Origin of the sequence: Paenibacillus albidus (genome assembly GCF_014644435.1) — a bacterium.
Classification (GTDB): Bacteria; Bacillota; Bacilli; order Paenibacillales; family Paenibacillaceae; genus Paenibacillus_AQ; species Paenibacillus_AQ albidus.
The window spans coordinates 15,432-33,194 of sequence record NZ_BMKR01000038.1; the positions used below are offsets into that span (position 1 = coordinate 15,432).

At 46.1% G+C, this 17,763-nt stretch carries 30 protein-coding genes; 2 read left to right on the forward strand and 28 right to left on the reverse strand.

Annotation, left to right across the window (positions count from 1 at the left end; all coding sequences use genetic code 11):
- Positions 1-81: 81 nt before the first annotated feature.
- From secY to IEY53_RS28210, 23 genes are all read right to left on the reverse strand, one after another.
- Positions 82-1,380: a preprotein translocase subunit SecY gene (gene secY / locus IEY53_RS28100; protein WP_189030895.1), complete on the reverse strand. Its 1,299-nt coding sequence runs from the start codon at positions 1,378-1,380 to the stop codon at positions 82-84.
- On the reverse strand, positions 1,380-1,820 hold the full coding sequence (gene rplO, locus IEY53_RS28105) for a 50S ribosomal protein L15 (protein WP_189030897.1): 441 nt from the start codon (positions 1,818-1,820) through the stop codon (positions 1,380-1,382). The genes secY and rplO overlap by 1 nt, the downstream gene beginning before the upstream one ends.
- A gap of 40 nt (positions 1,821-1,860) precedes the next feature.
- Positions 1,861-2,046 carry a 50S ribosomal protein L30 gene (rpmD, locus tag IEY53_RS28110; protein WP_175370341.1) on the reverse strand — a complete coding sequence of 62 codons (186 nt, stop codon included), beginning with the start codon at positions 2,044-2,046 and terminating at the stop codon, positions 1,861-1,863.
- Between the two features lie 13 nt (positions 2,047-2,059).
- Positions 2,060-2,557, reverse strand: coding sequence for a 30S ribosomal protein S5 (gene rpsE / locus IEY53_RS28115; protein ID WP_036652980.1), 498 nt, complete (start codon positions 2,555-2,557; stop codon positions 2,060-2,062).
- A gap of 27 nt (positions 2,558-2,584) precedes the next feature.
- Entirely contained in the window at positions 2,585-2,953 is a 369-nt protein-coding gene (gene rplR / locus IEY53_RS28120) for a 50S ribosomal protein L18 (protein ID WP_189030899.1), read from the reverse strand.
- Between the two features lie 84 nt (positions 2,954-3,037).
- Complete coding sequence (gene rplF, locus IEY53_RS28125; RefSeq protein WP_189030901.1) at positions 3,038-3,580, reverse strand: 50S ribosomal protein L6; 543 nt, start codon at positions 3,578-3,580, stop codon at positions 3,038-3,040.
- 30 nt (positions 3,581-3,610) lie between these two features.
- The gene (gene rpsH / locus IEY53_RS28130) at positions 3,611-4,009 is read right to left on the reverse strand and encodes a 30S ribosomal protein S8 (protein WP_019908239.1); all 399 of its coding nucleotides are present in this window, start codon (positions 4,007-4,009) and stop codon (positions 3,611-3,613) included.
- A 32-nt stretch (positions 4,010-4,041) separates the two neighbouring features.
- The gene (locus tag IEY53_RS28135; RefSeq protein WP_013312154.1) at positions 4,042-4,227 is read right to left on the reverse strand and encodes a type Z 30S ribosomal protein S14; all 186 of its coding nucleotides are present in this window, start codon (positions 4,225-4,227) and stop codon (positions 4,042-4,044) included.
- A 48-nt stretch (positions 4,228-4,275) separates the two neighbouring features.
- Complete coding sequence (gene rplE, locus IEY53_RS28140) at positions 4,276-4,818, reverse strand: 50S ribosomal protein L5 (protein ID WP_189030903.1); 543 nt, start codon at positions 4,816-4,818, stop codon at positions 4,276-4,278.
- A 31-nt stretch (positions 4,819-4,849) separates the two neighbouring features.
- Entirely contained in the window at positions 4,850-5,203 is a 354-nt protein-coding gene (gene rplX, locus IEY53_RS28145) for a 50S ribosomal protein L24 (RefSeq protein ID WP_019908235.1), read from the reverse strand.
- Positions 5,204-5,253: 50 nt separating this feature from the next.
- A complete protein-coding gene (gene rplN, locus IEY53_RS28150) occupies positions 5,254-5,622 on the reverse strand; it encodes a 50S ribosomal protein L14 (RefSeq protein WP_036680556.1) in 369 nt (122 codons plus the stop codon).
- A 38-nt stretch (positions 5,623-5,660) separates the two neighbouring features.
- Complete coding sequence (gene rpsQ / locus IEY53_RS28155) at positions 5,661-5,927, reverse strand: 30S ribosomal protein S17 (RefSeq protein ID WP_189030905.1); 267 nt, start codon at positions 5,925-5,927, stop codon at positions 5,661-5,663.
- A gap of 44 nt (positions 5,928-5,971) precedes the next feature.
- On the reverse strand, positions 5,972-6,169 hold the full coding sequence (rpmC, locus tag IEY53_RS28160; RefSeq protein WP_019908232.1) for a 50S ribosomal protein L29: 198 nt from the start codon (positions 6,167-6,169) through the stop codon (positions 5,972-5,974).
- Positions 6,159-6,593, reverse strand: a complete 435-nt coding sequence (gene rplP / locus IEY53_RS28165; RefSeq protein ID WP_020427064.1) for a 50S ribosomal protein L16 — start codon at positions 6,591-6,593, stop codon at positions 6,159-6,161. The genes rpmC and rplP overlap by 11 nt, the downstream gene beginning before the upstream one ends.
- Positions 6,594-6,595: 2 nt before the next feature.
- The gene (rpsC, locus tag IEY53_RS28170) at positions 6,596-7,261 is read right to left on the reverse strand and encodes a 30S ribosomal protein S3 (protein WP_189030907.1); all 666 of its coding nucleotides are present in this window, start codon (positions 7,259-7,261) and stop codon (positions 6,596-6,598) included.
- Positions 7,262-7,274: 13 nt separating this feature from the next.
- Complete coding sequence (gene rplV / locus IEY53_RS28175) at positions 7,275-7,607, reverse strand: 50S ribosomal protein L22 (protein ID WP_036680546.1); 333 nt, start codon at positions 7,605-7,607, stop codon at positions 7,275-7,277.
- Positions 7,608-7,638: 31 nt separating this feature from the next.
- On the reverse strand, positions 7,639-7,917 hold the full coding sequence (gene rpsS, locus IEY53_RS28180; protein ID WP_038597069.1) for a 30S ribosomal protein S19: 279 nt from the start codon (positions 7,915-7,917) through the stop codon (positions 7,639-7,641).
- Between the two features lie 76 nt (positions 7,918-7,993).
- Positions 7,994-8,824 carry a 50S ribosomal protein L2 gene (rplB, locus tag IEY53_RS28185; RefSeq protein ID WP_189030909.1) on the reverse strand — a complete coding sequence of 277 codons (831 nt, stop codon included), beginning with the start codon at positions 8,822-8,824 and terminating at the stop codon, positions 7,994-7,996.
- 28 nt (positions 8,825-8,852) lie between these two features.
- Positions 8,853-9,146, reverse strand: a complete 294-nt coding sequence (gene rplW, locus IEY53_RS28190) for a 50S ribosomal protein L23 (RefSeq protein WP_189030911.1) — start codon at positions 9,144-9,146, stop codon at positions 8,853-8,855.
- Positions 9,146-9,769 carry a 50S ribosomal protein L4 gene (rplD, locus tag IEY53_RS28195; RefSeq protein ID WP_189030913.1) on the reverse strand — a complete coding sequence of 208 codons (624 nt, stop codon included), beginning with the start codon at positions 9,767-9,769 and terminating at the stop codon, positions 9,146-9,148. The genes rplW and rplD overlap by 1 nt, the downstream gene beginning before the upstream one ends.
- A gap of 25 nt (positions 9,770-9,794) precedes the next feature.
- Entirely contained in the window at positions 9,795-10,418 is a 624-nt protein-coding gene (gene rplC, locus IEY53_RS28200) for a 50S ribosomal protein L3 (protein ID WP_189030979.1), read from the reverse strand.
- Positions 10,419-10,461: 43 nt separating this feature from the next.
- Complete coding sequence (gene rpsJ, locus IEY53_RS28205; RefSeq protein ID WP_005544556.1) at positions 10,462-10,770, reverse strand: 30S ribosomal protein S10; 309 nt, start codon at positions 10,768-10,770, stop codon at positions 10,462-10,464.
- Positions 10,771-11,035: 265 nt separating this feature from the next.
- The gene (locus IEY53_RS28210; RefSeq protein ID WP_189030915.1) at positions 11,036-11,788 is read right to left on the reverse strand and encodes a Crp/Fnr family transcriptional regulator; all 753 of its coding nucleotides are present in this window, start codon (positions 11,786-11,788) and stop codon (positions 11,036-11,038) included.
- A 164-nt stretch (positions 11,789-11,952) separates the two neighbouring features.
- On the opposite strand from IEY53_RS28210, the gene IEY53_RS28215 reads away from it, so the two are divergent.
- Both IEY53_RS28215 and IEY53_RS28220 read left to right on the forward strand, forming a co-directional pair.
- Positions 11,953-12,402 carry a V4R domain-containing protein gene (locus IEY53_RS28215; RefSeq protein ID WP_189030917.1) on the forward strand — a complete coding sequence of 150 codons (450 nt, stop codon included), beginning with the start codon at positions 11,953-11,955 and terminating at the stop codon, positions 12,400-12,402.
- 28 nt (positions 12,403-12,430) lie between these two features.
- On the forward strand, positions 12,431-12,772 hold the full coding sequence (locus IEY53_RS28220; RefSeq protein WP_189030919.1) for a cupin domain-containing protein: 342 nt from the start codon (positions 12,431-12,433) through the stop codon (positions 12,770-12,772).
- Between the two features lie 148 nt (positions 12,773-12,920).
- Here IEY53_RS28220 and tuf read toward each other — a convergent pair whose 3' ends face one another.
- The 5 genes from tuf to IEY53_RS28245 all read right to left on the reverse strand — a co-directional run bounded on the left by tuf (position 12,921) and on the right by IEY53_RS28245 (position 17,663).
- Positions 12,921-14,111 (reverse strand): elongation factor Tu, encoded by a 1,191-nt coding sequence (gene tuf / locus IEY53_RS28225; protein WP_189030921.1) that lies wholly within the window; start codon positions 14,109-14,111, stop codon positions 12,921-12,923.
- 104 nt (positions 14,112-14,215) lie between these two features.
- Entirely contained in the window at positions 14,216-16,294 is a 2,079-nt protein-coding gene (fusA, locus tag IEY53_RS28230) for an elongation factor G (RefSeq protein ID WP_189030923.1), read from the reverse strand.
- 47 nt (positions 16,295-16,341) lie between these two features.
- Complete coding sequence (gene rpsG / locus IEY53_RS28235; protein WP_087918354.1) at positions 16,342-16,812, reverse strand: 30S ribosomal protein S7; 471 nt, start codon at positions 16,810-16,812, stop codon at positions 16,342-16,344.
- 41 nt (positions 16,813-16,853) lie between these two features.
- Entirely contained in the window at positions 16,854-17,273 is a 420-nt protein-coding gene (gene rpsL, locus IEY53_RS28240; RefSeq protein ID WP_189030925.1) for a 30S ribosomal protein S12, read from the reverse strand.
- A gap of 138 nt (positions 17,274-17,411) precedes the next feature.
- On the reverse strand, positions 17,412-17,663 hold the full coding sequence (locus IEY53_RS28245; RefSeq protein ID WP_189030927.1) for a ribosomal L7Ae/L30e/S12e/Gadd45 family protein: 252 nt from the start codon (positions 17,661-17,663) through the stop codon (positions 17,412-17,414).
- Positions 17,664-17,763: the final 100 nt, after the last annotated feature.

Genomic DNA, 17,763 nt, shown 5'->3' on the forward strand with positions numbered 1-17,763 from the left:
CAAAAGTTCGCCACCAAGCAAGAAACAGCACAATAGGTGCCGGGAAGTCTGTAAACCTCAAGCTTCGCCGGAACCTATCAACTATTTATTGATGAAGCCTTTGTAATGGCGTTTGATCAGTTGGCTCTCGATCTGCTTCATGGTATCCAATGCGACACCGATAACGATCAGGATGGAAGTACCACCAATCTGAACGGAATCAGGCAACCCGGAGAGCTTTCCGAAAAATACAGGAAGTACGGATATTACCGCCAAGAACAGCGCGCCGGACATGGTCAGGCGAGACATTACTTTGGTTAAGTATTTCTCCGTTGCTTTACCAGGGCGGATACCCGGAATATATCCACCATTCTTCTTCATGTTGTCAGCCATCTGCTGTGGATTCATCTGAACAAACGTGTAGAAGAACGTAAATCCAATGATCATTACCACATACAGAACCATACCAAGCGGCTCATTAAACTTCAGGTTGCCAGCAACCCATTTCGCCCAGTCATGTGTTGACCAGAAGCTGGAGAGTACAACCGGAAATTGCAGCAGAGATACAGCGAAAATGACAGGGATAACGCCTGCTGCATTAATCTTCAGCGGAATATGCGTATTCTGTCCACCATACATCTTGTTGCCGACTACGCGTTTGGCATATTGCACGGGAATCTTCCGTATTCCTTGCTGTACGAAGATTACCCCTGTAATGATGGCCACAAGCACGATCACAACAATCACGACTTTAAGAATATTCAGGAACATTTGATCCGGCTGAATAAAGCTGGACTGAGCCGTAGCCACGATATGTCCCGGAACGCCTGCGACGATTCCCGCAAAAATCAGGATCGAGATCCCGTTTCCTATTCCCTTCTCGGTGATCTGTTCACCAAGCCACATCAAGAAAGAAGTACCGGCTGTCAAAATAATGGCAACCAGCAAGTAATCGGCAAAGGTCGCATTAGGCATCATCTGAGTTCCATAAATTCTGTTAAAACCTATAGAGGTTGCAAAACCTTGGATCAGAGCCAATATTACAGTACCGTAACGGGTAATTTGCGCCAACTGCTTTTTCCCGTGCTCCCCTTGTTTAGCCCATTCGGCAAACTTGGGTACTACATCCATCGACAACAATTGCACGATGATGGAAGCGGTAATGTACGGGTAAATACTGATCGCAAAGATTGAGAAGTTTTTGAGAGCACCACCTGAGAAGGTGTTCAAAAGACTCATCAACGCGTCACCAGTCTGATTCGCCGATTCTAAAACATCTTTATTCACACCAGGAACTGGTACAAATGATCCGATGCGGTAGATGAACAGAACAAACAAGGTGAACAAGATCTTTTTGCGCAAATCTTCGACATGCCAGATATTCTTAAGCGTCTTGAACATTAGATCACCTCGGTTTTACCGCCGGCAGCCTCGATTTTCTCTACCGCAGATTGAGAGAACTTATTAGCTTGCACAGTCAATTTAACGGAAATTTCGCCATTGCCGAGAATCTTAATGCCGCTTTTGGAATTCTTGACAACACCAGTTTCCATGAGCAACTGAGGAGTCACTTCTGTTCCTTCTGCAAAGCTATTCAGATCTTCAAGGTTCACAATCGCATACTCTTTACGGGTAGGATTAATGAAACCACGTTTAGGCAGACGACGATAGAGCGGGTTTTGTCCACCCTCGAAGCCCGGACGTACACCACCGCCGGAGCGGGAGTTTTGACCTTTATGGCCACGACCGGAAGTTTTACCGTTTCCGCTACTAGGACCACGACCAACGCGATTGCGTTCTTTGCGGGAACCCGGTGCCGGAGCAAGTTCATGTAACTTCATCGTTTGCACCTCCTTATGTTTGTTAATTTATACGAGGCGATTAGCCTTCAATTTCAGTAACAGATACTAGGTGACTCACTTTGTTGATCATTCCGCGAATTGCAGGATTGTCATTGTGAACCACTGTCGAGTTGAGTTTCCGCAGGCCGAGCGTCTTAACAGTAACACGTTGTGTTTCTGGACGTCCGATTACGCTGCGCACGAGGGTAATTTGCAATTTTGCCATTGACGTTCCCTCCTTAACCGCGTAATTCTTCGACAGATTTGCCACGAAGTTTCGCGACTTCTTCAATGCGTTTCAGGCGGGAAAGTCCCTCCAAAGTTGCATTGACCATATTCATGGAATTCGAAGAACCCAAAGATTTTGTTAAGATGTCGCCAACGCCTGCCAATTCCAATACCGCACGAACTGGGCCGCCGGCGATAACGCCTGTACCTTCGGATGCTGGTTTCAGCAGCACGCGTCCTGCGCCAAAGTGACCAGTAACCAGGTGGGGAATCGAAGTTCCTACGATTGGAATGTGAATCAGGTTTTTCTTGGCGTCTTCAATGCCTTTACGGATGGCATCCGGAACTTCGCCGGCTTTACCGATACCAGCACCGACGTAGCCATTGCCATCGCCCACAACAACGAGTGCACTAAAGCTGAAACGGCGTCCGCCTTTTACAACTTTTGCTACACGGTTAATGTGTACAACTCTTTCTGTCAGCTCTAAACTGTTCGGATCTACACGCAAGTCGTTAACCTCCTTTTAAGAATTATTCTAGAATTCAAGACCAGCTTCGCGAGCTGCGTCAGCCAATGCTTGAATCCGTCCATGGTACAAGTATCCGCCGCGGTCAAATACAACCACTGCATATCCTTTTTCTTTAGCACGCGCAGCGACCAATTGGCCCACTTTGCTTGCAGCTTCAACGCTGCCGCCATTTCCGATCGTAGCACTCAATTCTTTATCCAGAGTGGAGGCAGATACGATAGTAGTGCCTGTCACATCATCGATCAATTGAGCGTAGATGTGTTTCGAAGAACGGAACACATTCAAACGTGGACGCTCAGTAGTTCCCTGAATTTTCTTACGAACACGCAGGTGTCTTTTGAGACGAGCCTTGTTTTTATCCTCTTTTGTAATCATGACTTCCCTTTCACTCCCTTCAGTTTGCCGTAAACAGCTTCACTTTAAGATGCACGGGGTATCTTACAATTAAGGGTCAGCTGGTTATTTTTTCTTACCAGCTTTACCTTCCTTGCGGATGATACGCTCGCCTTCGTATTTAATACCTTTACCTTTGTACGGCTCAGGTTCACGTACGGAACGAATTTTGGCAGCATAAGCGCCAACGCGTTCTTTGTCGATACCTCTAACGATGATCTTCGTGTTCGCAGGAACCTCGAACTCGATACCCGCTTCCGGTGTAATTTCAACCGGGTGGGAGTAACCAACGTTCAGTACGATTTTATCTCCGGATTTGCTTGCACGATATCCGACCCCAACCAGCTCCAGAGATTTCGAGAACCCTTCAGTCACACCGCTAACCATGTTGCTGACAACGGAGCGGGTTGTGCCGTGAAGAGAACGATGCATTTTGTTATCCGACGGGCGGACAACGGTAATTTCGTTATTTTCAACTGTAACCTTCATGTCTTTATGAAGCTCACGAGTCAAAGAACCTTTTGGACCTTTTACTGTAATAACGGTGTTGTCCAAAGTGACATCTACACCGCTAGGTACTGCGATTGGTTTGCGACCAATACGAGACATGTGTTGCACCTCCTTATCTTGTGACGTTTATTACCAAATGTAGCAGACAACTTCTCCGCCGGATTTAGATTGACGAGCTTCTTTGTCGGTCATAACTCCCTTAGACGTGGAGATAATCGCGATCCCAAGGCCGCCGAGTACACGAGGCACTTCGTTGCTCTTCGTGTAAACGCGAAGGCCTGGTTTACTGATTCTTTTCAAACCGGAAATAACGCGTTCTTGGTTCGGGCCGTATTTCAAGAAGATACGGATAATCCCTTGTTTGCTATCTTCAACGAATTCAGCATCACGAATGAAGCCTTCACGCTTCAAGATGTCCGCGATTTGTTTTTTCATTGTCGAAGCAGGCATTTCTACCGTTTCGTGACGCACAGTGTTGGCGTTACGAATACGAGTAAGCATATCTGCAATAGGATCAGACATAGTCATGTGTGTAAACCTCCTTCCCGTTTATAAACTTCTTACCAACTTGCTTTTTTGACGCCAGGGATCTGGCCTTTATAAGCTAATTCACGGAAACAAATTCTGCAAATTTTGAACTTTTGCAGTACCGAATGTGGGCGACCGCAACGCTCGCAGCGTGTATATGCACGCACTTTAAACTTAGGCGTACGTTGTTGTTTAACTTTCATTGAAGTTTTTGCCACTTAGCCTGACACCTCCTAAACATTTTCGGAGAATTAGATCAACCGTCCTTATTTCGTGAAAGGCATTCCCAGCTGCGTAAGCAACTCACGGGATTCCTCGTCCGTCTTAGCAGTCGTTACGATAACGATGTCCATACCGCGGACTTTATCCACTTTATCATACTCGATTTCCGGGAAGATCAATTGTTCTTTAAGACCCAGTGTGTAGTTACCACGGCCGTCAAAAGCCTTGTTCGATACACCACGGAAGTCACGAACGCGTGGAAGCGTTACGTTGACCAATTTATCCAAGAAGTGATACATACGCTCGCCGCGCAGTGTTACTTTTACCCCAATCGGCATGTTCTCGCGCAGTTTGAAACCGGCGATGGATTTCTTGGCTTTAGTGATTACCGGCTTTTGACCAGCGATCAACTGCATGTCATTAACTGCAGCGTCAAGCACTTTGGAGTTTTGAACAGCGTCACCCACACCCATGTTGATGACAATCTTCTCGATCTTAGGCACTTGCATAACAGTCGTATAGTTAAACTTCTGCATCAAAGCAGGTGTAATTTCATTCAGAAAACGTTCTTTCATTCTTGCTGCCATGAAGATTTAACCTCCTTTCTTTAGAACTATATTAGTCGATAATCTCTCCGGATCTCTTAGCTACCCGAACCTTCTTACCGTTGTCCAATACTTTGTAACCGATACGGGTTACTTTACCGCTCTTCGGATCAATGTGCATTACGTTGGACACATGGATCGAAGCCTCTTGCTCAATAATTCCACCCTGTGGATTCAGCTGGTTCGGCTTTTGGTGTTTCTTCACCATGTTGACGCCTTCTACCAGGACACGGTTTTCACGAGGATAAGCAGCGATGACACGGCCTTTTTTACCTTTGTCTTTCCCGCTGATCACAAGTACCACGTCGTCTTTCTTCACGTGCAGTTTATTGTTATGGGATTCCAGAACTTTTTTCACTCTAGGCATTTAATTACACCTCCTATAACTGACCTTTAGGGTCGTGCAGGTCTATTGTTTTAGATAACTTCCGGTGCCAAGGAAACGATCTTCATGTAGTCCTTGTCGCGAAGTTCGCGAGCCACTGGTCCGAAGATACGTGTTCCGCGCGGGCTTCTGTCGTCTTTAACAACAACAGCTGCATTTTCGTCAAATGCGATGTAAGAACCGTCTTTACGGCGTACGGAACGCTTAGTGCGAACAACAACCGCTCTAACAACATCACCCTTTTTGACAACGCCGCCTGGTGTTGCTTGTTTAACCGAACAAACGATCAGATCGCCGATTGCTGCTGTACGGCGTCCAGTACCACCCAGTACGCGGATACACATCAGTTCCTTCGCACCAGAGTTGTCAGCCACATGCAAACGTGTAAATGGTTGAATCATTATAATTTCCTCCTTCCGGGAAAAATCATTAGATTATCTTAGATGATAACCGCTGCTTCCACTACTTCAACCAGTCTCCAACGTTTGTCCTTGGACAGGGGACGAGTCTCCATAACTTTAACGATATCACCAATTTTCGCAACATTTTGCTCATCATGTGCTTTGAATTTCTTCGTAGACTTGATGCGCTTGTGATACAAATTGTGTTTTTTATAGGTTTCAACAGCAATTACGATGGTTTTATCCATTTTGTCGCTGACCACTTTACCGATTAGCACTTTACGTGCATTACGTTCTTCGCTCATAGTTAGCCTCCTTCCTGAATACGGATGTTTACATCCGCCCTCACTTAACTAATCCCAAGCACTCTTTGATGGATAACGGTTTTAGCACGAGCTATTTCCTTGCGCACGTCACGAATCCGAGTTGGGTTATCCAGTTGGCCAGTTGCCAATTGAAAACGGAGATTGAAAAGTTCTTCTTTGAATCCTGCGATCTTTTGTTCAATCTCGGCAGTGGTTAAGTTGCGAAGTTCATTAGCTTTCATTTGCTTCACCACCCAATTCTTCACGTTTCACAAACTTAGTCTTTACAGGCAGCTTGTGAGCGGCAAGACGCATCGCTTCACGAGCGATTTCTTCCGACACGCCTCCGAGTTCGAACATAATCTTGCCCGGTTTAACTACGGCTACCCACTTCTCAACGTTACCTTTACCACTACCCATACGAACCTCAAGAGGTTTTTGAGTAATAGGCTTATCTGGGAAAATCTTGATCCAAACTTGACCGCCACGTTTGATATAACGTGTCATCGCGATACGGGCAGCTTCGATCTGACGGTTAGTAATCCAAGAAGGCTCCAGAGCTTGCAGACCGAATTCACCGAAGTTCAATTCAGTTCCGCCTTTTGCCATACCCTTCATGTGACCGCGTTGTTGCTTGCGGTGTTTTACGCGTTTTGGTACCAACATGATTAGTTGCCTCCTTCCTGAGCAGCTTGTTTCTTAGCTGGGGGAAGAACTTCTCCACGGTAGATCCATACTTTTACGCCGATCAAGCCGTAAGTAGTATGTGCTTCTGCTGTTCCGTAATCGATATCGGCACGAAGCGTATGAAGTGGAACTGTTCCTTCGCTATAACCTTCTGAACGGGCAATCTCAGCTCCGCCAAGACGTCCGCCTACTTGAGTTTTAATCCCTTTTGCACCGGAACGCATAGTTCTTTGAATCGCTTGTTTCAAAGCACGACGGAACGATACACGACGCTCCAATTGTTGTGCAATGCTCTCAGCAACAAGAATTGCATCCAGCTCAGGGTGTTTGATTTCGTTGATGTTGATGTGCACTTTTTTGCCGCCGGCGATAGCAGTAACTGCGCTGCGAAGTACTTCTACTTCTGCGCCGCCTTTACCGATAACCATACCTGGCTTAGCAGTGTGAATTGTAACATTTACGCGGCTTGCCGCTCTTTCGATCTCGATATGGGAAACAGCGGAATCCTTCAATTTGCCTTTAAGGTATTCCCGGATTCTTACATCTTCCATCAGAAGAGTTCCGAAATCTTTCCCTGCATACCATTTAGATTCCCAATCGCGAATAATACCGATTCGGAGTCCGACTGGATTTACCTTTTGACCCACGTGTTATCCCTCCTTATTTCTCAGATACCACTAATGTGATGTGGCTGGTACGTTTATTGATCCGGCTTGCGCGACCCATGGCGCGTGGACGGAAACGTTTCATCGTTGGACCTTGGTTAACGAAAACCTCGCTAACGAACAAGCTGTTCACATCCAAAGAATAATTGTGCTCTGCATTGGCAATTGCCGAGTTCAGCAGCTTCTCAACAACCGGAGAAGCGGATTTCGGAGTGTGGCGAAGAATTGCAATTGCTTCCCCCACTTGCTTACCGCGAATCAAGTCAACAACCAGTTTCGCTTTACGAGCGGAAATCCGCACCGATCTAGCATGCGCTTTTGCTTCCATTGTTTTCCCTCCTCTCGAACGAAGACCTTAATTATCTTCTCGTTTTCTTATCGTCACCCGCGTGGCCTTTGTAAGTACGTGTTGGCGCGAACTCGCCCAACTTGTGACCTACCATATCTTCCGTTACGTATACAGGCACGTGTTTGCGGCCGTCATATACACCAAACGTATGTCCGATAAACTGAGGGAAAATGGTTGAGCGACGGGACCAGGTTTTAACTACGACTTTCTTGTCTGCCTCGTTCAGTTCCTCAACTTTTTTCAGCAGGTAGCCATCAATAAACGGCCCCTTTTTTAAACTGCGACCCATGTGTGAATCCTCCCTTCATCCGGTTCTTCAAACCGCGAATCGACGCTTCGCGCTAAGCTAACATGCCAGAAGCGTCTTATTTCGTGCGGCGGCGAACGATATATTTATCAGATGCCTTGTTTTTCTTACGCGTTTTGTAACCCAGGGTTGGTTTGCCCCAAGGAGACATAGGCGATTTGCGTCCGATTGGAGCACGGCCTTCACCACCACCGTGTGGGTGATCGTTCGGGTTCATTACAACACCGCGTACTTCAGGACGTTGGCCAAGCCAGCGACTGCGTCCGGCTTTACCGATTTTGATCAATTCGTGATCTTCGTTACCTACGGAACCGATCGTTGCACGGCAAACGCTCAAGATTCTGCGAACTTCGCCGGAGTTCAAACGAACGGATACGTATTTCTCTTCCTTACCAAGCAATTGGGCTTCTGTACCAGCAGCACGAACCAATTGTCCGCCTTTGCCTGGTTTCAGCTCAATGTTGTGGATAACTGTACCTACCGGGATGTTCTCCAGTGGAAGAGTGTTACCAATTTTGATGTCGGCCTTAGGACCGGACTCTACTTTATCCCCAACTTTAAGGCCTTTAGGAGCGATGATGTAACGTTTCTCTCCGTCAGCATAGTGGATCAAAGCGATATTGGATGTGCGGTTCGGGTCATACTCGATCGTAGCAACGCTACCTGGTATGCCGTCTTTAGTCCGCTTAAAGTCGATGATACGGTATTTACGTTTGTGTCCGCCGCCATGGTGACGAACCGTAATTTTACCTTGGTTGTTACGTCCCGCTTTTTTGCTCAGCGGCGCAAGCAACGATTTCTCTGGCTGGTTTGTTGTGATTTCTTCAAACGTAGACACGGACATAGCGCGTCTTGCCGGAGAGGTCGGTTTGTACTTTTTGATTGGCACTGTAGTTCCCTCCTCACTTCACAGAGTTTTATTCAGCCGCTTCAAAGAATTCAAGCGGTTTGCTGTCCGGGCTAAGCTTAACGATGGCCTTTTTCCATTCCGGAGTATAGCCGGAATATTTGCCGTAACGTTTCAGTTTGCCAGGTACGCGCATTGTGTTCACATTTGTTACTTTTACTTTAAAAATAGCCTCGACAGCTTTTTTAATTTCGGTCTTGTTAGCACGGATATCCACTTCAAAAGCGTATTTCAATTCGCTCATGTATTCGGATGTGCGTTCCGTAATCACCGGACGTTTAATTATATCACGAGGATCTTTCATTACGCGAACACCTCCTCTACCTTCAGAACTGCTTCTTTAGTGATAATCAGTTTGTCGTACGTCAGTACGTCAAGAACATTAATGCCGTCAGCCGCTACGAATTTCACCCCAGGGATGTTACGAGCGGAAAGAGCTACGTTATCATCATAGCTTGTTGCTACGATCAACGCTTTGCGGTCTACTTTCAGGTTGTTCAGAATCGCTGCGAATTCTTTCGTCTTCGGAGCATTCATTGTCAAGCTATCCAATACGATAATGTCTTGATCCAATACTTTGGAAGACAATGCGGATTTGATGGCCAAACGACGAACTTTCTTAGGCAGTTTCCAGGAATAGCTGCGTGGAGTTGGTCCGAAGACTACGCCGCCGCCTTTCCATTGTGGAGAACGAATGGAGCCTTGACGAGCACGACCTGTACCTTTTTGTTTCCAAGGCTTACGTCCGCCGCCACGCACTTCAGAGCGTCCTTTAACTTTGTGAGTACCACGACGCAGGGAAGCTCTTTGCATAAGCGCAGCTTCGTGCAGTACATGCACATTCGGTTCAATACCGAACACTGTCTCACTCAATTCAACTTCGCCAACTTCGTTACCACTGATATTAAAAAGTGTTACTTTTGGCATTTCATGTTCCTCCTTTCTTCAGTAATTATTTCTTAACGGTTTGTTTAACTTTCACGAAGCTGTTTTTAGGGCCCGGAATTGCGCCTTTAACCAGCAATACATTACGTTCTACATCAACCCGGATAATTTCAAGCTTTTGAACCGTGATGGTCGTATGACCCATGTGTCCTGGCAGGCGTTTGCCCTTAGGAACGCGGTTAGCTTGAATGGAACCCATCGAACCCGGTCTTCTGTGGTAACGCGATCCGTGTGCCATTGGTCCGCGGCTTTGTCCCCAGCGTTTGATAACACCTTGGAAACCTTTACCCTTGGATGTACCAGTTACGTCAACAAATTCGCCTTCTGCGAAGATATCAGCCTTCAGCTCTTGTCCAACCTCGAGAGACCCGAGGTCAACACCGCGAATTTCGCGAACGTAGCGCTTAGGTGTTGCATTTGCCTTTTTGGCGTGACCCTGTTCAGGCTTGTTGGAGCGGCTCTCTTTCTTATCGGAGAAACCCAACTGCACTGCTTCATATCCGTCGATATTCAGGTCTTTCTTTTGCAGTACCACACAAGGTCCAGCTTCGATAACCGTAACCGCGATTACGTTACCTTCTGGAGTAAACACTTGAGTCATACCGAGTTTTTTTCCTAAGATACCTTTCAATGTTGACACCTCTTTTCATCCTTAAAGTTACTTAATAATAGAATTACAATTTAATTTCGATATCTACACCGGACGGCAGGTCCAAGCGCATCAAGGCATCCACAGTTTGTGGTGTTGGGTTCACAATGTCGATCAGACGCTTGTGAGTCCGCATTTCAAACTGCTCACGGGAATCCTTGTACTTGTGTACCGCACGTAGAATTGTAATGATTTGTTTCTCAGTTGGCAACGGAATCGGACCGGATACACCTGCACCCGAACGTTTTGCCGTTTCAACGATTTTCTCTGCGGATTGATCAAGAATTCTGTGGTCGTATGCTTTCAAACGAATACGAATTTTTTGCTTTGCCATTTTATTCCCTCCTTCTATCGCCCAATTTGGTATCGGACATACTCCGTGAAAATTTTCCGACCTCGTCCCCATGGCAAAGGGGCCGGGTGTGTCAGTAACCTCTCACATCATCGCAACGTCTCAGAACAACATTTATTATTATATATAATAGGCGGCGGTATTGCAAGAGTAAATGCAAAAAGAATGTATATTTTTTTGCAGCCTGTGTATTCCTTCATGAATTTGGGCCAAATCTAATCAAAAAGCAAGTGAATTCAATATATCTCTACGTACACACCGCTTCTACTCCATTATTTTTCACTTCATCTAACCCGATTTCAGCTATGTCATTTAATGCTCTGATGTTTCTGATATGAATATTTCTTTTACAGACCTCGATGATACGATTTTCTTCAAAAAAGTTCAGCTTTCGACTTAAGGTTTCCGGCGTGGTGCCGATCATGGCTGCAATCTCTTTTTTAGCCGCAGGAAGTGTGATGAAATCGTTTATTGCCTGATCTCCTGACTGAAGGCCGATTTTGGAGTACAGGTGCAGAAGCAGCTTGGCCAATCTTTTATCCACATCCAGAATGTGCAGAGCTCCTGCCCACTCCTCAGCTTGACGAAGCTGTTCACTCATGGTCATGAGGAAGCTGTATGCAAGGTCTGCGTTCTGCTTGATAAGCGGTATCAGGTCTTTCCGGTGAATGCGGCATACTCTACCGTTCTCCAGCATCTCTGCAGTCGCGTAATGCTGCTTATTCTGCAGGATATCAAACTGTCCGAAATAATCGCCAGGGAACAAAAATCTCAGGTTGTGCTGTTTTCCTTCATGGCTGATTTGCGATAGCTTCATTAACCCATTATTCAGAACATACAACGAGTCGGCCGGCTGGCCTTCCCTAAATACAATACTTCCTTTGCTGTATGGACTGGATTCAGTAATGGCTGCAATTTTAGCAAGCTCAACCTCAGCCAGCCCCTTAAATACCGGTACAGCCTGAACACATAAATCCGTATGACAACACGTACTCCGCATGCCGCTCTCTCCTTCCACTGCATATCCACACCATAGCATCATATCTAAATAGGCCCCGTGATTTCCCACACATTAATAGATAAAAATTGATCTAAATCAAGGAATATTCCTCTTTCCTCTGGCACAATAAAGATATAAAAACAAAGCAACAGGAGGTGAACCTCATGAAGAGCTACACATTTGAGGATATGAAAAAGATGAATCGGACTACACTGGGAGATATGGTCCCCCTGGAGCTGTTCCGTACCATCCGCCTAATTGGATTAAACCAGGGTCTTCCGATGGGGGGTAAAAGCACGACGCTCACCATTGGCCGGAAGATAGGCGAAAGCTTGCCTGTTAAGACCATTGATGAACTGCTGAAGATTTTTACAGATCTAAAAATAGGAATCCCCCGTATTATTCACAAGGATGAACGCAAGCTTAATATTGTTGTGGATGACTGCTTTTGCAAAGGCTTGCCTACACTGGAGGAGGAGAAGATGGTTTGTGATTTGGAAGGAGCTATACTTGAAGGAGCCCTTTCCAAAATGTTTAATAGCAAGGTTTCAGTAAAAGAGATCAAATGTAATGTCAGCGGTCATGAGCATTGCGAATATGAAGTCCGGCTATAATTCATACCCAATCAAAGGAGAGATTATCATGGAAAAACAATTACTTACAGAGGCCATTCAGTATAAAGAGGAGCGCTTTACCAAACGGATTCTGTTCAAAAAGGATGATAGTGTTGTGTTTGTGCTTAACTTCATGCCCGATCATGAACTGCCTGCACATACTCATCCTGAGGCGGATGTATATATCCATGCTTTGAGTGGAGCGGGTACGATTACAGTGGACGGACAGGAGCATCCATTTAATCAGGGTGAAGTCATCCACATTGGAGGAGAAGAAACCTTTTCATACCGGAACACCGGTGATGTTCCTTCCTCACTCTATGTAGTGCTTAGTAAGATTCCAAGTCCTGCTTACGCTGAAAATATATAAGGACTCTAAACTGGTCGCTAAAGACTCTGCCCTAATTAAGATAGGGCGGAGTTTTTTTATATGATTAAATGACAAAAAACAAGGACTCTTCCTAAGAAAGAGTCCTTGTCTATTTATCTCGCAGCTATCCTAACGGATAGAAACGAAATTATTTTTGGATGGAAGCTACGCTACCCGCTCCAACTGTACGGCCACCTTCGCGAATGGAGAATTTAGTACCTTCTTCAATAGCGATAGGGGAGATCAGGGAAACAGTTACAGTGATGTTGTCACCAGGCATAACCATTTCAGTACCTTCTGGCAGGTTGATGATGCCAGTTACGTCAGTTGTACGGAAGTAGAACTGTGGACGGTAACCAGTGAAGAATGGTTTGTGACGTCCGCCTTCTTCTTTAGTCAAAACGTAGATTTGAGCAGTGAACTCAGTGTGTGGCTTAACGGAGTTCGGTTTAGCCAATACTTGGCCACGCTCGATGTTGTTACGGTCTACACCACGAAGCAAAGCTCCGATGTTGTCGCCGGCTTGAGCGGAATCCAGCAATTTACGGAACATTTCTACGCCCGTAACTACGGATTTCTTAGTTTCTTCGTGAATACCAACGATTTCGATTTCTTCTCCGACTTTAACTGTTCCGCGTTCTACGCGACCAGTTGCCACAGTACCGCGGCCAGTGATGGAGAATACGTCCTCGACAGGCATCAAGAAAGGTTTGTCAGTTTGACGCTCTGGAAGTGGGATGTATGTGTCGATAGTTTCGAACATTTCCACGATCTTTTGAGCGTAGTCACCGTCTGGGTTTTGCAGAGCTTCACGAGCAGAACCACGAATGATTGGAGTGTCGTCGCCTGGGAAGTCGTACTCGCTCAGCAAGTCGCGAACTTCCATTTCAACCAATTCCAACAACTCTTCGTCTTCAACCATGTCGCATTTGTTCAAGAATACAACGATGTAAGGAACGCCTACTTGGCGGGACAACAGGATGTGCTCGCGAGTTTGTGGCATAGGGCCATCAGCTGCGGATACAACCAGGATCGCTCCGTCCATTTGCGCTGCGCCAGTGATCATGTTTTTAACATAGTCGGCGTGACCAGGGCAGTCTACGTGTGCGTAGTGACGGTTAGGAGTTTCATATTCAACGTGAGCTGTGGAGATAGTGATACCGCGCTCGCGCTCTTCTGGAGCCTTATCGATTTGGTCGAATGCTACAGCAGCACCACCGTATTTTTTGGACAATACAGTTGTGATTGCAGCAGTCAGAGTCGTTTTACCATGGTCGACGTGACCAATAGTACCGATGTTAACGTGCGGTTTGTTACGTTCAAACTTTGCCTTTGCCATTTGAACAGTTCCTCCTTAATGTGGGGTTCCTATATTTGAGCCGCCCGGGTGAGTTTCTTAGGATGACTGACTGGTTGCCTGGACGGCAAGGTTAAAACGGGTAATTATTCTCCGCCTTTGTTCTTGGCTACGATTTCTTCAGCAATGGATTTAGGTACTTCCTCATAGTGAGAAAGTTCCATCGAGAATACGCCGCGTCCTTGAGTACCGGAACGAAGAGTTGTGGAGTATCCGAACATTTCGGAAAGAGGTACCTTTGCACGGATAATTTGCGCTCCACCACGGGAATCCATACCTTCGATTCTACCGCGACGGGAGTTCAGCATACCCATTACATCGCCCATGTATTCCTCTGGAACAGTTACTTCCACTTTCATGATTGGCTCAAGCAAAGCTGGTTGACATTTCTCTTTAGCTGCTTTAAGCGCCATCGAGCCGGCAATCTTGAACGCCATTTCGTTGGAGTCAACATCATGATAGGAACCATCTACGATGGTAGCTTTAACGTCTACAAGCGGGAAGCCTGCAATAACGCCATTCTTCATTTGCTCTTCAATACCCGCAAGTGCAGGAGCGATGTACTCTCTTGGTACCGAGCCACCGACAACTTTACTTTCGAACTGGCTGCCAGTACCTGGCTCGAGGGGTTCAAATTCAACCCATACGTGACCGTACTGACCGCGACCGCCGGATTGGCGAACGAACTTGCCTTCGACGCGAGCAGGTGCCTTGAACGTTTCGCGGTAAGCAACCTGTGGTTTACCCACGTTGGTTTCTACTTTGAATTCACGACGCATACGGTCGATGATAATGTCCAAGTGAAGCTCACCCATACCAGCCAGGATCGTTTGGCCTGTTTCTTCATCGGTATGTGCACGAAGAGTAGGATCCTCTTCAGTCAGCTTACCGAGAGCAACGCCCAATTTATCTTGGTCGGCTTTGGTTTTAGGTTCAACTGCGATTTCAATAACCGGATCAGGGAAGTTCATGGACTCCAAGATAACCGGATGTTTCTCATCACATAGTGTATCACCTGTGCTTGTATCTTTCAAACCTACCGCTGCTGCGATGTCGCCAGAATATACAATTGTAATTTCTTGGCGGCTGTTCGCATGCATTTGCAGGATACGGCCGATACGTTCGCGTTTGTTCTTAGTAGCGTTAACTACATAAGAACCAGACTCCAGAACACCGGAGTATACGCGGAAGAATGTAAGTTTACCAACATAAGGGTCAGTCATGATTTTAAATGCCAGAGCCGAGAATGGTTCTTCATCCGAAGAATGACGAATCGCCTCAGTTCCATCCTCAAGATGACCTGTAATAGAAGGCACATCAACAGGAGATGGCAAGTAATCTACAACAGCGTCCAGCATAAGCTGAACCCCTTTGTTGCGGTAGGAGGATCCAACAATTACAGGGAAGATCTTAACTTCAACTACGCCTTTGCGCAGAGCAGCTTTGATCTCATCAACTGTAATTTCTTCGCCTTCCAGGTACTTCATAGTCAGATCTTCGTCAAGTTCAGCAACCTTCTCGATTAACTCGAGACGAAGCTCCTCAACTTGTTCCAGATACTCAGCTGGAATATCCGTTACTTCAATGTTCTGACCCAGGTCGTCCTTGAACATATGAGCTTTTTGCTCAACCAGGTCAATAATACCATTGAAGTCGTTCTCTGCGCCGATTGGCAGTTGAATTGCAACTGCATTGGCTTGCAAGCGATCACGCATGCTTACGATAACGTTAAGGAAATCTGCACCGATAATATCCATTTTGTTCACATATGCGATACGGGGAACACCATAACGGTCAGCCTGTCTCCATACAGTTTCAGACTGAGGCTCAACGCCCTCTTTCGCACTAAAAACGCCAACTGCCCCATCCAATACACGCAGGGAACGTTCAACTTCAACAGTGAAGTCAACGTGTCCTGGGGTATCAATGATATTGATGCGGTGACCTTTCCATGCAGCAGTTGTAGCAGCGGAAGTAATCGTAATTCCGCGCTCTTGTTCTTGTTCCATCCAGTCCATTGTAGCTGCACCCTCGTGAACTTCACCGATCTTGTGCGTACGGCCTGTGTAGAAAAGAATCCGCTCAGTGGTAGTAGTCTTACCAGCATCAATATGCGCCATGATCCCGATATTACGTGTATTTTTTAAGGAGAACTCTCTTGCCATGAAATGGGTCTCCTTCCAAAATAGAAGTTATTTGTACGACTATAATCCTACCAACGGTAGTGAGCAAACGCTTTGTTTGCTTCAGCCATTTTGTGTGTATCTTCACGTTTCTTGACGGAAGCGCCTGTGTTGTTGGAAGCATCGATAATCTCAGCCGCCAAACGCTCTTCCATAGTCTTCTCGCCGCGGTTGCGGGAGTAGTTTACAAGCCAACGTAATCCCAAAGCAGTACGTCTTTCCGGTTTAACCTCGATAGGCACTTGGTAGTTGGCACCGCCGACACGACGAGCTTTAACTTCCAATACCGGCATGATGTTCTTGATGGCAGCTTCGAAAACTTCCATCGGTTCTTTACCTGTACGTTCTTCAATCAACTTGAACGAATTGTACAGAATGCTTTGAGCGACACCTCTTTTACCACCCAGCATAATACGGTTAATCAAACGAGTAACCAACTTGCTATTATACAACGGATCTGGCAATACGTCTCTCTTAGTAACTGGACCTTTGCGTGGCATGGATATCCCCCTTTCTTATTGTTTATTATTCAGAAGCTTTCTTATTTCTTAACTTTCGGACGTTTCGCACCATACTTGGAACGAGCTTGCATCCGGTTAGCTACACCTGCAGTATCGAGTGCGCCGCGAACGATGTGATAACGAACCCCTGCAAGGTCCTTAACTTTTCCTCCGCGCAGCAATACAACGCTGTGCTCTTGAAGATTATGTCCGATCCCCGGGATATAAGCAGTTACCTCGAGACGGTTCGTCAAACGAACACGGGCATACTTACGAAGTGCTGAGTTTGGTTTACGTGGTGTCATGGTACCTACACGAGTGCACACACCGCGTTTTTGCGGAGCGCTCAAATTTGTAGTCTCACGCTTCAGGGCGTTGAACCCTTTTTGCAGAGCGGGAGATTTTGATTTTTCGATTTTGGCTTGACGACCTTTACGAACCAATTGATTGATTGTTGGCATGTTGTTGCCACCCCCTTCCTGAAATAATGATCGATTTACGAACAAACTTTAAGTCCACAGACCCAGGTGGTTCATAAAAAGACAAATGAAAAGTCCTTGCTCCGAAGTGTGTACCCCCGGTACAAAAACATTCTCTAGCTATTGTTTTAAGACGGCTGCCATCGCAGCGCCAACTTCAATTCCGCAGGCTTTGCCTAAATTCAGCATGGTGTCCACATAAGTGATCTTCACACCTTGTTTATTGCAAAGCATAACAATCTTGGAAGTAAGCCTTTGATCTCCGTCCTCTGCCACATAGACTTCTGCAGCTTGGCCCAATTCCACCGCCTTGACGGTTTGCTTGGTACCGATCTTGACCTGAGCATCCTGTAGTCCTCTATCATTAGTCAATATTATTACCTCCAATGAATTAAGGATAACATGGCTACTCACGCACCTTAGACATTTTAGCATTATCAACAGGCGATGTCAAGAACATCAGCAATGAAAA